Source organism: Arthrobacter sp. ZGTC131 (assembly GCF_002929275.1).
Lineage (GTDB): Bacteria > Actinomycetota > Actinomycetes > Actinomycetales > Micrococcaceae > Arthrobacter.
Genome location: NZ_PJIK01000015.1, coordinates 1 through 13,303, shown reverse-complemented (window position 1 = coordinate 13,303; position 13,303 = coordinate 1). Strand labels below are relative to the sequence as shown.

Here is a 13,303-nt window from a genome sequence, read left to right as displayed (position 1 = left end):
CGTGCCGGTTAGTTCTGGGCGGTTCCGCCGCCGCCGGCCACCGAGCCGGCATGCGCGGAGATCTTGTCAAAGAAGCCGTACTCCAGTGCTTCAGTGGCGGTGAACCACTTGTCACGGTCGTTGTCCTTGAGGATTGTGTCCACCGTCTGACCGGTCTGATCGGCCGTCAGCTCCGCCATGACTTTCTTCATGTGCAGGATGAGCTCCGCCTGGATCTTGATGTCCGAGGCGGTGCCGCCGATGCCGCCGGACGGCTGGTGCATCAGGATGCGGGCGTTCGGAGTGGCGTACCGCTTGCCCTTGGTGCCGGAGGACAGCAGGAACTGGCCCATGGAGGCTGCGAGGCCGGTGGCGACGGTGACCACGTCGTTGGGGATGAACTGCATGGTGTCGTAGATGGCCATGCCGGCCGTCACGGAGCCGCCGGGCGAGTTGATGTAGAGGTAGATGTCCTTGTTGGGATCCTCTGCGGAAAGGAGCAGCAGCTGCGAGCAGATCGCGTTTGCGTTCTCGTCGCGGACCTCGGAGCCAAGCCAGATGATGCGCTCTTTCAGCAGTCGGTTGTAGATGTAGTTGTCCTGGGCTGCCGGATCGACAGTTGCCATGCGGGGCGCCCCTGCTTGCTGTGACATGTGTACTTACCTCTCGCTGGTGACGGTGACATCACTGAACTTCTCTACTTGGACACTAACCGCTTTCGCTGCGGTTTTGTTCTTCGGAATCGCGCTGTTCGCTGACGGCGCACGATTGCCGTCGGCGTGCTGTCGCGGCGGAATGGCGGGCTTGCCAACGGTTAAACGGAGCAGCCCCCGGATCGAGGATCCGGGGGCTGCTCCAGCTGAAGAAAAGGTCTCAGCTGTCGGTACTTCGGCTGCTAGAACTTCGCAGCAGCGGGATCGTCGCTCGGGGCGACCTCGGCTGCAGCTTCTTCTGCTGCTTCGCCTTCGACAGGAGCATCTTCTTCGCCGCCGGGGCGGACGAAGTCGCTCAGGTCAACCTTGTTGCCCTCGGAATCCGTGACCTCAGCCTGGCCGAGCACGACGGCCAGTGCCTTGCGGCGGCGGACCTCGGAAACCATCATGGGGACCTGGCCGCTCTGGTCGATGATCTGAGCGAACTGGTTCGGGTCCATGCCGTACTGGCTGGCGGTGGTGACGATGTAGTCGATCAGCTCGTTCTGGCTGACGCCCACTTCTTCCTTCTCGGCGATGGCGTCGAGGATGATTTCGTTCTGGAAGGCGCGCTCGGTGTTGGCCTTGACCTCGGCGCGGTGCTCCTCGGTGTCGTGCTCCCCTTCACCGTGGGAGTTCTCGGCCTTGAAGTGGGTTTCCAGCTGCTCTTCGACAACGGATTCCGGAACGGGGACGGCAACGAGCTCGACGAGCTTGTCCAGGACCTTGTCGCGGGCCTCGACGCCCTGCTCGACGACCTTGGAGTCGGCGGCCTGCTTGGCGAGGTCTTCGCGCAGTTCGGCCAGCGTGTCGAATTCCGAAGCCAGCTGGGCGAAGTCGTCGTTGGCCTCAGGCAGCTCGCGCTCCTTGACGGACTTGACTACGACCTTGACCTGCGCGGCTTCACCGGCGTGGTCGCCGCCCACGAGGGTGGTGTCGAAGATGGCATCTTCATCGGCGCTCAGGCCGGTGACTGCCTCGTCCATGCCTTCGAGCATGGTGCCGGCGCCCACCTGGTAGGACAGGCCCGAAGCCGAGTCAACCTCGGCACCGTCGATGGTTGCCGTGATGTCAATGGTGAGGAAGTCGCCGTCGGCAGCGGGACGGTCCACGGACTTCAGGGTGCCGAAACGGCCGCGCAGCTCGTCCAGTGCCTTGTCGACATCTGCCTCAGAAGACTCCGCAGCTGCAACCTCAACCTTGATGCCGGCGTAGTCGGGAAGTTCGATCTCCGGGCGGACATCGACCTCGGCGTGGAACTTGAGCTCGCCGTCGGTTGCGGACGGATCCGGAACCTCGGTGATCTCAACCTCGGGACGGCTCAGGGGGCGGATGCCCGACTCCTGAACGGCGGCCTGGTACCAGCCGTTGAGGCCCTCGTTGATGGCGGTCTCCAGCACGTAGCCGCGGCCGACGCGCTGGTCGATCAGCTTGGAGGGGACTTTGCCCTTCCGGAAGCCAGGGACCTGGATCTGGGAAGCAACAGTCTTGTATGCCTCTTCGATGCTGGGCTTCAATTCCTCAAAGGGGACCTCAACATTGAGCTTGACCCGCGTGGGGGTGAGGTTCTCGACAGCGCTCTTCACAGTCTAAGTACTCCTGGTTTTGTTGGATGGGGTTCTGCAAACGCGTGATTCTGCCCGGGCCATCGGCCCGGGCCGCAGAGTCGGGGTGACAGGATTTGAACCTGCGACTTCCTGCTCCCAAAGCAGGTGCTCTAGCCAAGCTGAGCTACACCCCGTAATGCACAGGACAGTCTACGTTCATCCCTGCCGGCTTTGCACATTTGACACGTGGGGCATGAATTAGGTTTAGTTGTATCCGGCTTCAACAGCCAGTCCGAAAGATGAGTGAAGGCCCCAGGCCGGATCGCTTTCTTGCGGGGACGTAGCTTAATGGTAAAGCCTCAGTCTTCCAAACTGATTACGCGGGTTCGATTCCCGTCGTCCCCTCCAGCATGAAGGGCCCCTCACCGAGGGGCCCTTTTTCGTTGCATTAGATGCGCCTTCCCGGCGTCAGGCGTGGCCGCCAGCGTTTACCGGGCCAAGAGTCAGGCGGGATTCGGACCCGAGATACGTCCCGATGCGTTCCGCCTGCAATCCCAGCTCGTCCACCTGCGCGGGCAGCAGCCTGCCGAAGGCCTCCACGGTGATGTCGACCCGGCGGCCCGAGCGGCGCAGGTGCCACACGCCTCCGACCACGCCGTCCACGAGCATGACGGGAAAGTTCCCTGCCTGTCCCCTGGCCAGGGCCCGCTTGCTGGCTTGGCCGGGGAACAGCAGGCTGCGGGGACGGCCGCCCACGACATACGCGTCGAAGTACGGGAGCAGCCGAGTGCCCGAAGGTTCCGCCACAGGTGTCCGGGTGTCGCCGCTCGCCACCCACGCGGGCGCCCCCTCCACCGTGACCGGAGCCAGTTCACCGGCCAGGCTGTCGAAGACTTCGGCGGCCCAGGTACGGGAGGCACCTAGCCATTGCGCGAAATGCGCGGGCGTCGCGGGTCCGTAAGCGTGCAGGTAGCTGCGGACCAGCCATGCGGTGGCGGTTGCGGCGTCGGCGGGCCGGAACCCAGGCACTATGCCGGCCGGCCTCCGGTAGGTCGCCAAGCGGCCCCTGTTGGGCCCGAAACACAGCGCACCGCGGTATCCCGCCGTCGTCAGTGCTGCCCGCCAGCGAGGCCACATCCCCTGGAACGCGGGCATCACAAATTCACCAGCCCAGGCACCGGTTTGCCCGATGACGGCGCCGCCGAGTTCATCGACGGTCAGCTCGCCGTCCCCTAGGGCCTCTGCGATGGCCTCGACCACTTGGTCGGTCTGGGCGGCGGTCAGAAATCCACCGCCGGGTGCCGCCGCGGGAGAAATGGCTCCGAGCACCCCCGTCCAGAGGGAGAGATCGTCGGCCGGCAGCAGGTGTACCGTGCCGCGCGGTCCGAACGCCTTGACCAGGGTTGCGTCCTCCCACAGCGCGCGGCGTACCTCGGCCAGGGACATGCGGGCGGTGCGTATGCCCACGGACAGCTCAGCGGCGGTGATGACCTGGGCGTGTGCGCCACACATGGCGCGGACGATGTCGGCAGGCGTGCCGTTTTCAGAGGGCGCCGCGAGCCAGTGCCGCTCGAGCCGCCTGGCACAAACCTGGGCCCAGGAGAATTCCGGACGGGTGGGCGCCGTCATTGCCGAGACGCCAGGCTCAGCCGGCGCGCTGGCATGACGGGCACCAGTACAGCTTGCGGGAGGCGTGCTCGGTCAGGGCCACAGCCGTTCCGCAGATGCGGCAGGGCTGCCCGTGGCGGCGGTAGACGAAGTGCGCGTCCTCGACGGGCGGCAGCTGATCCGTTCCGCTCCAGAAAGCCGCTGTGGTGGTGATGATCCTGCCGTCGCGGACGCCGTCGGCCATCACCGCCGCCGTGTCATCCCAAAGAAGGCCCGCCGCCTCCGCCGACAGCGACCTGCCGGGAAGCCAGGGGTCCAGGCGCCGGCGGAACAGCACTTCGGCCCGGTACACATTGCCGACGCCGGCAATCACCTTCTGATCCATCAGCAGGGACGCCAGCGGCGTCCGGCGCGCCAGCAAGCGCCGGATGAAGTCACCGCGGCCACCGCCGCCGCTAGGGAATGAATCCGGGCTGCGCAGTGAATCCGGGCTGCGCCGCTGGCCAGAACCCGGCCGCGGGTCCGAGTGCTGCAGCTGGTCTTGATTCTGCAGCGGGTCTGAATTCTGCAGCGGGTCCGGGCCGAGCCGGGCAAGCACGGCGTCCGCTTCCGCCTCGGTGATCGCGGCGCACGTCGTGGCTCCGCGCAGGTCGGCCCAGCCGTGGCTGCCGGCCAGCCGGACGCGAACGGCGCCCACCGGTGCGGGCGGGCCGGCGTAGCCTGGTGCGCCGCCTCCCACCCCGGCGTCGTCGGGAACTTCCCGCTCCCCCACTCTCCGCGGTGCACCGATGCTGGACGCGCCCCGGAACTCGCTGTCCCCGCCGAAATCCCAGGCACCGTACAGCCCGAGATGGACGTGCAGGACCATTCCGTGGTCGAAGTGCAGGAAAAGGTGCTTCCCGTGAGCGGCCGAACGCAGCAGCGTGCACCCGTCCAGGACCGCCGCCCCGGCGGCGAAACGGCCCTGGGGGCTGGTCACGGCAAGCGGCTGGCCGGCGAAGACATCACCGAACTGGCGGGCGAGCCGGTGGATGGAGTGCCCTTCAGGCACTACTCGACGACCTCGCCGGTGTTTTCATAGGCTGCGATCTTGCCAATCCGGCGGATGTGCCGCTCATCGTTGCTGAACGGCTCCTGCAGGAATGCCTCGATCAGCTCAGTTGCTTCCTCGACGCTGTGCTGGCGGCCGCCGACAGCCACGACGTTGGCGTCATTGTGCTGGCGCGCCAGGACGGCAGTGGAGTGGTTCCAGGCGAGCGCCGCGCGGGCACCTTTGACCTTGTTGGCAGCGATCTGCTCGCCGTTTCCGGAGCCGCCCAACACGATGCCCAGGGCGTGCACGCCGGCTGACTGGTCCGCCACGACCGCGAGCGCCGCGTTAATGCAGAAGGACGGGTAATCATCCAGGGCGTCATATTCCTTGGGTCCGTGGTCCACCACGTCATAGCCCTTTGCGGACAAGTGGCTCACCAGGTGGGCGCTCAGCTCCATACCGGCGTGGTCGGTGGCGATGTGGACCCGCGGGAATGCAGGAGTAGTGGTCACGGTAACTTCCGTTCAGTAATGGGCACCGGGGCGCGGCCGGGCTGGTACAGGTCAGATCAACAGATCCAAGAGTACTAGCTGCGTCCCGCTGGCTTGCAGGAAGCTACGTGCCCCCGGCGCCCGGGGAGGGAGGGCGGCCTTCGCCGCGGGCCCGGGCGGCCACCCGTGTCAGGACCTCGGCGAGGCGCGCCGCAGAGTCGGAGTTTCCGCCGCTCACCGCGAGACGGTGTCCGTCAATTTTCCGGACGACCACGGCGGGCCCGCTGCTGACAAGCACAGCTGCTGTTTCGCCGTGGTGGCGGTAGCCCCACCCCCCGTAGTCGGCAGCGCGGACGTCCGCCGGATCGGCAGCTGAAATGGCCGCCGCGGGCACGTCCACCACGCGGAGGATCCCGGCGACGAACACCCGCAGTCCGCTGCGGTCCGCTGTGACCCGGGCAAAGAGGAATGCTGCGCCGATGATGGCCGCCGCCACCAGCAGGGCGCCCAGCCAGGGAACAGCGATGACAATGAGTGCCGCCGGGAACAGGCTGGCGATGCCGATCATGACAAAAACAGAGCTCCGGGCGTGCACCCAGAGCCGGATGGAATCGGTGGCGAGGTCGGGGTCGAGCTCCTGTTCGAGGGCCCGCTGCAGCGCCCGGTCATCCTCCGGCGTCCACTGCTGGTCCGCTTTGAAGACAAACCCGATGATGACGCCCAGCGCGAGGGCGGCGCCGCTTCCGAGCGCCAGCACCGTCACGTCCACTCTGGACTCGCGGGCATCAGGGACCCCGGCCTGTCCAACCAGTCCGGCCGCCAGGACGCTGGTGACAAAGAGGCTGACGGTCAGCCCGGCACCCATCATGATGCGGCGCATCACGGTGGGGCGTGACACGGGCACGGCCTGCAGCAGCACCAGCCAGCCGGCGACGACGATCAGAGCGGCCCCGACCCCCACATAGGCGGGAAACGACGCAAAGGCCGTGCCGCCGTCGTCGTTCCATCTGACAGCCAGCGGCTCCGGCAGATCGGGGCGCAGCAGGACAGCACAGACGGAGAAGCCGGTAGCCAGCAACAGGGGGAACCCGATGGCGAACCGCAGTGCCTTGGTGTCCACAGCATCGAGGATCTTTCCCATGCCTTAACGCTACCCCTGAGCGTGCGCCGGCGCGGAGAAAGTGATCCGGGCAACTTGCCAACGGCGCGCGGAATGAAACAATGACTTCACAGTGACCAACTGGCGGGCAGGCTGGGGCTTGTCCGGCAACCAACACCCTCTGGAGGCAAAACCTTGCCAGGCATGAACCTGACGCGCGCCGAAGCACGCGAGCGCGCCGACCTGATCGCCGTCGAATCCTACGATGTCAGCCTTGACCTGACCACGGGCGGGAAAGTCTTCGGCTCGACCACCACGGTGAAGTTCACGGCAGCGCCAGGGTCCTCCACGTTCATCGACGCCGTAACGCAGACCGTTCACCGCGTGACCCTGAACGGCCGTGACCTCGATCCCGCCGAGGTTTCCGACGGGGTCCGGATCCAGCTGCCGGCGCTCGCCGCACAGAATGAACTCACCGTGGTGGCGGATGCCCCGTACATGAATACCGGCGAGGGCCTGCACCGCTTCGTCGATCCGGTGGACGGCGAGGTGTACCTGTACACCCAGTTCGAGGTGCCTGACTCCCGCCGCATGTTCGCAGTGTTCGAACAGCCTGACCTCAAGGCCACGTTCAGGTTCAGTGTGACGGCGCCGTCGCACTGGGACGTTATCTCCAACTCGCCCACCCCGGCTCCCGTGGAGACCTCCCCCGCGGCGGACGGCGGTGCCCGCTCGGTCTGGGAGTTCAGCCCGACGCCGCGGCTGTCCTCCTACGTCACTGCGCTGATCGCGGGCCCGTACCAGTCGGTGCGCAGCGACGTCACCAGCTCCGACGGGCGGGTGGTCCCGCTGGGCGTGTTCGCCCGGAAGTCGCTGATGCAGTACCTCGACGCCGACAACATCTTCGAGCTCACGCGCCAGGGGTTCGAGTTCTTCGAAGCGCAGTTCGGCTGCCCCTACCCCTTCGAAAAGTACGACCAGCTGTTCGTGCCTGAATTCAACGCCGGAGCCATGGAAAACGCCGGGGCGGTGACCATCCTGGAAGGCTACGTGTTCCGGGGCAAGGTTCCGGAGGCCCAGGTGGAACGCCGCGCCATCACCGTCCTGCACGAACTTGCCCACATGTGGTTCGGCGACCTGGTGACCATGCGCTGGTGGAACGACCTCTGGCTCAACGAGTCCTTTGCCGAGTACATGTCCCACCTGGCCGCCGTGGAGAACACGAAGTTCCAGAGTGCGTGGACCACCTTCGCTTCGGTGGAAAAGTCCTGGGCCTACCGCCAGGACCAGCTCCCCACCACCCATCCCATCTTTGCCGAAATCAACGATCTCCAGGATGTCGAGGTCAACTTCGACGGCATCACCTACGCCAAGGGCGCCTCCGTGCTGCGCCAGCTCGTGGCCTGGGTGGGTCCGGACCAGTTCATGGCCGGCGTCCGCGAATACTTCGCCAAGCACTCCTGGAAGAACACCGAGCTGGGCGACCTGATGATCGAGCTGGAGAAGGCCAGCGGACGGGACCTGGACCACTGGGGCCGCCTGTGGCTTGAAACCGCCGGGGTGAATTCGCTCAAGCCGGAGCTGACAGTCAGTTCCGACGGCGCCATCACGTCCTTCACCATTCTGCAGTCCGCGGTGGAGGACCAGCCCACCATCCGCCCGCACCGGCTGGCCGTGGGATTCTATGACGTCACCGAGGACGGAAAGCTCGAGCGCGTCCACCGCGAGGAGCTGGACGTCGACGGCGAGCGGACGGACGTGCCGGAGCTCGTGGGCCTCCGCCGGCCGGACCTGGTGCTGCTCAACGACGACGACCTCGCCTACGCCAAAGTCCGGCTCGATGAAAAGTCCCTGGCAACGGCCAAGTCGCACCTGAAGGACTTCCGCGAGAGCCTGCCGCGGACCCTCGTGTGGGGCTCCGCCTGGGACGCCGCCCGCGACGGCGAGAGCCCGGCCCGCGGCTACGTGGACCTGATCCTGGCCAATATCGCCTCCGAGAGCGACTCGTCGGTGATCCTGGTCCAGCTTCGTCAGCTGGCAACCACGCTCAGCTTCTATGTGGCGGAGGAGCACCGCGAAGCCACCTGGGTGGCCGCGGGAGACCGGCTCTGGGAGCTCGCCTCGCAGGTTCCCGGCGGCTCGGACGCGCAGCTGCAGTTCATCAAGTCCTACGCCCTGCTGGCCAGGAGCAGTGCGCAGCTGGACAACGTGGCGGGGCTGCTGAACGGCTCGGTCACCCTGGCTGGCCTGGCGGTCGACCAGGACCTTCGCTGGGAACTGGTGGCCTCGCTCGTAGTGGGCGGACGGCTGGGCCAGGAGCAGATCGACGCGGAACTGGAGCGGGACAACACCTCCAGCGGGCAGAACGCGGCGGCCCTCGCAACGGCCGCCATCCCCACGGCGGAGGCCAAGGCTGCGGCGTGGGAGTCGATCGTGGTCAAGGGCGAGGTCTCCAATGCCATCCAGGGCTCTGCCGTCACGGGCTTCACCCGGGTGCTGGACACCGCGCTGCTGGAGCCCTACGCGGAGAAATACTTCGACGCCGTCCCCGGTATCGTGGCGGAGCGGACCTTTGCGTTGGCGCAGCAGATCGTCGTCGGGCTGTACCCGGCGCAGCTGACAACCCAGGCCACTGTGGACCGCACCGACGAGTTCCTCGCGTCCCTTCCGGAGGAAAGTGCGGCGCTGCGCCGCATGATGCTGGAAAACCGCGACGGCGTGGCCCGCGCACTGCGGGCACGCGCCGCAGACGTCTGAGCGGCGGATGCGTGAACGGCTCATGCCTGAAGGGCGGACACCCCAACACCGGGCGTTCTAAACTGGCGGCATGGGCCTTGATGAGCACCGCTATGCACTGACCGTCCGCTGGACCGGCAACCTTGGAAACGGCACGTCGTCCTACCGGGAGTACTCCCGGAACCACGACGTCGAGATTCCCGGGTTGCCGGTCCTCAAGGGCTCTGCCGATCCCACGTTCCGCGGCGACAGGTCGCGGTACAACCCGGAGCAGCTGCTGTTGACGGCCCTCGCCCAGTGCCACATGCTGTCCTTCCTGCATGTGGCGGTCAGGCACGGGGTCGTGGTCCTGTCGTATGAGGACGACGCGACCGGCCTGATGCGGCTCAACCGCGACGGCAGCGGACAGTTCGAAAATGTGACGCTCCGGCCGCGGGTGACGGTGGCCGACAGTGCCCACATCGCGATGGCAGAGGACATGCACCGCGAGGCCAACGCCCTGTGCTTCATCGCCCGCAGCGTAAATTTCCCGGTGCTGCACGTTCCGGTTACCACAACGGCCGGCAGTTAGCCAGCGGCATACACCGCTACGCTTAAAAGTGACCAGAGCAGGCCGCCGCCGGAAGAACGGCGGATACCCCCGGCCGCCGCCGGACAGCAGCAAGGAGCATCCCTACAGATGTACAGCATGTTTACAACGCCTTCGGCCTCGCTGGAACCCACCGGGTTCGACGTCGCCGGAATCGCGATCAGCCTCGGCGCAGGCATCATCCTGTGGCTGCTGGCAAGCTTCGTGATCTCCCGGATCACCAAGCATGTCGCCAACGGAACACCGCTGTTCAAGAAGCCGCATTTCAGGTGGGTCGCCCCGGCCCTGCGCGCCCTCGACCACGAGCGGCGGGTCCAGCGCGCCAACACCATCGGGTCGCTGCTGAACAGCGTGGTGGGCGTGGTCATCGCCGTCATCACCAGCATCTACGTGCTCAAGAACCTTGACGTGGACGTCGCGCCGCTGCTGACAAGCGTCGGTATCCTGGGTATCGCCATCGGCTTTGGTGCCCAGCAGCTGATTCGCGACTTCCTGGCCGGGATTTTCATCACCATCGAGGACCAGTACGGCATCGGCGACATCATCGAGACCAGCGAAGTGGTGGGCGTCGTGGAGTCGATTGGCCTGCGCATCACGCGCGTCCGTGACGACAACGGGGCCATCTGGTACCTGCGCAACGGTGAAATCCTCCGTGTCGGCAACCGGTCGCAGGGGAACTACGTGGCTCCGGCCGATGAGCCGGGCGACGGGCCGCTTGAGGCGGAAGCCCATCACGGGCCGCAGCAGAAGTCCGGAGAATAGCCATGACACTTCCCACTCCCCCAGAGCCCAACGCACCCCGGCAGCTGATGCGCAATGACCCGTTCAGCCAGCCCGGCTACACGGACAACTTTTACGACGCGGTGGGCGGCCACGAGACGTTCGTGAAGCTCATCGACGTGTTTTACGACGGCGTCGCAACCGACCCCCTGCTGCGCCCGATGTATCCGGAGGAGGACCTGGCTCCGGCCAAGCGGCGTTTCCTGATGTTCCTTGAGCAGTACTGGGGCGGGCCAACGACCTACGGCGAAGAGCGCGGCCATCCGCGGCTCCGCATGCGCCACATGCCGTTCCGGGTTACTCCGGAGGCCAAGGACCGCTGGCTGCACCACATGCGCACGGCCGTCGACTCCCTCGAACTGCCGCCGCTGTATGAGGGCACGCTGTGGGACTACATGGAGCGGGCGGCGCTGTCCATGGTGAACAGCCCGTCGGAGGCCTAGGCCCGCCTAAGGCAGCCCGGCGCCTGTCCTGGCCAGGACGTGCCCGCGGCTGCCGCTGAGCCGGAACCAGCGGCCGGCGCGGTAGAGGCGCTGTTCGTCGGAGCCCAGGAATCCGAGGGCCAGCGCGGCGAAGGCGGCGCCGGCGGGCAGGCCGGACTGCCCCTCCAGTTCGCGGCCCCAGACCGCAGCCCGGGCGTTGTTGACAATCAGGGCGCCAGGCTTGTCCGGCACGATTCCGGCCACTTCGGCGATGCCCGCTTCCGCAGCTTTCCGGAGGACCGCGTCCGGCACTGAACCGACCAGCTCCCAGCCGCTGCGCGGCGCTCCGACGCCGGCCCATGATTCGGTGACTGTCGACGGCGGGACCGGGAGTTCGGCGTCGTTCTCCCCTGCCCGCGCGAGCCGGTCAAGGACGGCCGCGAGCGGGACGGTGACGTCAGTGGTGGACGGTTCGGCCAGCGCCATGGTCCGCAGGCCGAGGATGGTGGGCGTGGACTCCCCCAGCAGCCGGGGCCGGAGCACGCAGACATAGGCGGCCAGGACCGGGCCCGCTGCCTGGAGGCGGATGGCGCCGTCGTCGATGGCCTTGGCGCGCGTGGCGTAGGTCCTGAGATCGGCGAGGTCGCGGGGATCGGCGAAGCGCAAGGACTGGGTGAGGAGATCAGACACATTAAGAACACTACCGGCTGAGCCTCGGTTGAGCCGTGTCGGGGCGACGTCTAGAGTCAAACCATGACTGAAGCGGACGCCGGAGTGCAGGCATTGCCCTTGAACGACCCCACCACCTCGCTGATCGAACTGCTGGATCTTGGCGAGCTTGAGGGCGCCCGGACTGACGAGGATATCTTCATGGGTCCGTCGCAGCGGCAGCCGCACCAGCGCGTTTTCGGGGGCCAGGTGCTGGCGCAGTCCCTGATTGCCGGGATGCGCACCGTGGACCCGGTCCGCACCGTGCACTCCATGCACGCGTACTTCCTCCGGCCGGGTGACGCGAACAAGCCCATCACGTTCGGCGTGCAGCGGCTGCGGGACGGCCGGTCCTTCTCGGCACGCCGCGTGCACGCGTATCAGGACGGCACGCCGATTCTCTCCATGATCGCCTCGTTCCAGGCCGAGGACGACGGCATCGAGCACCAGTCCGAGATGCCCGACGGGATTCCTGATCCGGAGTCACTTCCCAGCACCGCGGATCTCTTGGGCAAGTTCGACCACCCCGTCGCCCGGCACTGGGCGTATGAGCGGCCCTTCGACATCCGCCACGTCGACCCGGCCCTGTACGTGGCGGCCACGGGCAAGAAGGAAGCCCGCAACGCCGTGTGGATGAAGACCTTCAGCGCAATGCCGGACGACGCCAACACACACCGCGCCGCTCTGGCATACGCCAGCGACTACACGCTGCTCGAATCCATCCTGCGCCGGCACGGGCTGAGCTGGATCACACCGGGCATGAGCGTGGCCAGCCTGGACCACGCCATGTGGTGGCACCGGCCCGTGCGGGTGGATGAGTGGCTGCTGTACGTCCAGGAAAGCCCTAGTGCCCAGGGAGCCCGGGGGCTCGCCACCGGAAAGATCTTCAACCGCGAGGGCCTGCATGTGGCATCCGTGGCCCAGGAAGGTATGGTCCGGGTGCCGACGGAACTGAAGAGCAAGGTGGCGGGGGCCTTCCAGTCGAAGATCCTCCAGCACCAGATGCGCAAGGCGTAGCAGCACCAGCCGGGCCGCGGCACGGTCCTCCAGGATCCGGGAATCGAGTACTACAGTTGATGCATGGCTCCCAGCCGCAATCCGCTCGACGACCTGCGCGAAACCATCGGCCATCTGACCGATCAGCTCAAGCTGCACGGTTCGGAGCGCGTTGACGACCTGGTCGGCGATCTCATCGGTGCGAGGCCCGGGCCGGCCCGGCCGCTGTCCGAGGTGCAGGCCGAGCTCGACGCACTGGTCGGGCTGGAGACCGTGAAAGAACAGGTGCGGGCGCTCGTCGCACTGCTCCAGGTTCAGGCCCGCCGTAAGACGCACGGCCTGCCGGAGGTGGCCACATCACAGCATCTGGTGTTCCTCGGAAACCCGGGCACGGGCAAGACCACCGTGGCGCGGCTCCTGGCCGAGATGTACCGCGCGGTCGGTCTGCTGCAGAAAGGCCACTTGGTCGAGGTCGACCGTTCGGGCCTGGTGGGGCAGTACGTCGGCGCGACCGCCATCAAGACGGACCGGGTGATCCGGCGTGCGCTGGACGGCGTCCTGTTCATCGACGAGGCCTACGCGCTGGCCCCGGAAGACGGCCGGATGGACTTCGGCCCCGAGGC

Annotated in this window: 13 protein-coding genes and 2 tRNA genes; 7 read left to right on the top strand and 8 right to left on the bottom strand. The window is 66.7% G+C overall.

Features of this window, described 5'->3' with window-relative positions; genetic code table 11:
• Nucleotides 1–8: 8 nt before the first annotated feature.
• The 3 genes from CXQ90_RS17040 to CXQ90_RS17030 form a co-directional block, all read right to left on the bottom strand.
• Nucleotides 9–605 carry an ATP-dependent Clp protease proteolytic subunit gene (locus CXQ90_RS17040; protein ID WP_104140561.1) on the bottom strand — a complete coding sequence of 199 codons (597 nt, stop codon included), beginning with the start codon at nt 603–605 and terminating at the stop codon, nt 9–11.
• 269 nt (nt 606–874) lie between these two features.
• The gene (gene tig, locus CXQ90_RS17035) at nt 875–2,257 is read right to left on the bottom strand and encodes a trigger factor (RefSeq protein ID WP_104140560.1); all 1,383 of its coding nucleotides are present in this window, start codon (nt 2,255–2,257) and stop codon (nt 875–877) included.
• 80 nt (nt 2,258–2,337) lie between these two features.
• Nucleotides 2,338–2,412 (bottom strand) — tRNA-Pro (locus CXQ90_RS17030).
• Nucleotides 2,413–2,552: 140 nt separating this feature from the next.
• On the opposite strand from CXQ90_RS17030, the gene CXQ90_RS17025 reads away from it, so the two are divergent.
• Nucleotides 2,553–2,626: transfer RNA gene (locus tag CXQ90_RS17025), tRNA-Gly, on the top strand.
• A gap of 60 nt (nt 2,627–2,686) precedes the next feature.
• On the opposite strand, the gene CXQ90_RS17020 is transcribed toward CXQ90_RS17025, so the two are convergent.
• The 4 genes from CXQ90_RS17020 to CXQ90_RS17000 form a co-directional block, all read right to left on the bottom strand.
• Nucleotides 2,687–3,847 (bottom strand): winged helix DNA-binding domain-containing protein, encoded by a 1,161-nt coding sequence (locus CXQ90_RS17020; protein ID WP_104140559.1) that lies wholly within the window; start codon nt 3,845–3,847, stop codon nt 2,687–2,689.
• 16 nt (nt 3,848–3,863) lie between these two features.
• The gene (locus CXQ90_RS23020) at nt 3,864–4,877 is read right to left on the bottom strand and encodes an Fpg/Nei family DNA glycosylase (RefSeq protein WP_258064572.1); all 1,014 of its coding nucleotides are present in this window, start codon (nt 4,875–4,877) and stop codon (nt 3,864–3,866) included.
• Complete coding sequence (locus CXQ90_RS17005) at nt 4,877–5,371, bottom strand: ribose-5-phosphate isomerase (RefSeq protein WP_104140558.1); 495 nt, start codon at nt 5,369–5,371, stop codon at nt 4,877–4,879. The genes CXQ90_RS23020 and CXQ90_RS17005 overlap by 1 nt, the downstream gene beginning before the upstream one ends.
• A gap of 103 nt (nt 5,372–5,474) precedes the next feature.
• Complete coding sequence (locus CXQ90_RS17000) at nt 5,475–6,491, bottom strand: hypothetical protein (RefSeq protein ID WP_104140557.1); 1,017 nt, start codon at nt 6,489–6,491, stop codon at nt 5,475–5,477.
• A gap of 162 nt (nt 6,492–6,653) precedes the next feature.
• Here CXQ90_RS17000 and pepN point away from each other — a divergent pair, with 162 nt between their 5' ends.
• From pepN to CXQ90_RS16980, 4 genes are all read left to right on the top strand, one after another.
• Nucleotides 6,654–9,206 carry an aminopeptidase N gene (gene pepN, locus CXQ90_RS16995; RefSeq protein WP_104140556.1) on the top strand — a complete coding sequence of 851 codons (2,553 nt, stop codon included), beginning with the start codon at nt 6,654–6,656 and terminating at the stop codon, nt 9,204–9,206.
• Nucleotides 9,207–9,276: 70 nt separating this feature from the next.
• Entirely contained in the window at nt 9,277–9,756 is a 480-nt protein-coding gene (locus tag CXQ90_RS16990; RefSeq protein ID WP_104140555.1) for an OsmC family protein, read from the top strand.
• A gap of 108 nt (nt 9,757–9,864) precedes the next feature.
• Nucleotides 9,865–10,536 carry a mechanosensitive ion channel family protein gene (locus CXQ90_RS16985; protein ID WP_104140554.1) on the top strand — a complete coding sequence of 224 codons (672 nt, stop codon included), beginning with the start codon at nt 9,865–9,867 and terminating at the stop codon, nt 10,534–10,536.
• Nucleotides 10,537–10,538: 2 nt separating this feature from the next.
• On the top strand, nt 10,539–10,997 hold the full coding sequence (locus tag CXQ90_RS16980) for a globin (protein WP_104140553.1): 459 nt from the start codon (nt 10,539–10,541) through the stop codon (nt 10,995–10,997).
• Between the two features lie 6 nt (nt 10,998–11,003).
• On the opposite strand, the gene CXQ90_RS16975 is transcribed toward CXQ90_RS16980, so the two are convergent.
• A complete protein-coding gene (locus tag CXQ90_RS16975) occupies nt 11,004–11,666 on the bottom strand; it encodes a hypothetical protein (RefSeq protein ID WP_104140552.1) in 663 nt (220 codons plus the stop codon).
• Between the two features lie 63 nt (nt 11,667–11,729).
• Between CXQ90_RS16975 and CXQ90_RS16970 the strand changes: the two genes are divergently transcribed.
• On the top strand, nt 11,730–12,701 hold the full coding sequence (locus CXQ90_RS16970; RefSeq protein WP_104140551.1) for an acyl-CoA thioesterase II: 972 nt from the start codon (nt 11,730–11,732) through the stop codon (nt 12,699–12,701).
• A 63-nt stretch (nt 12,702–12,764) separates the two neighbouring features.
• Nucleotides 12,765–13,303: AAA family ATPase (locus CXQ90_RS16965; RefSeq protein ID WP_146068917.1), on the top strand; the 539-nt coding region annotated here is incomplete at its 3' end.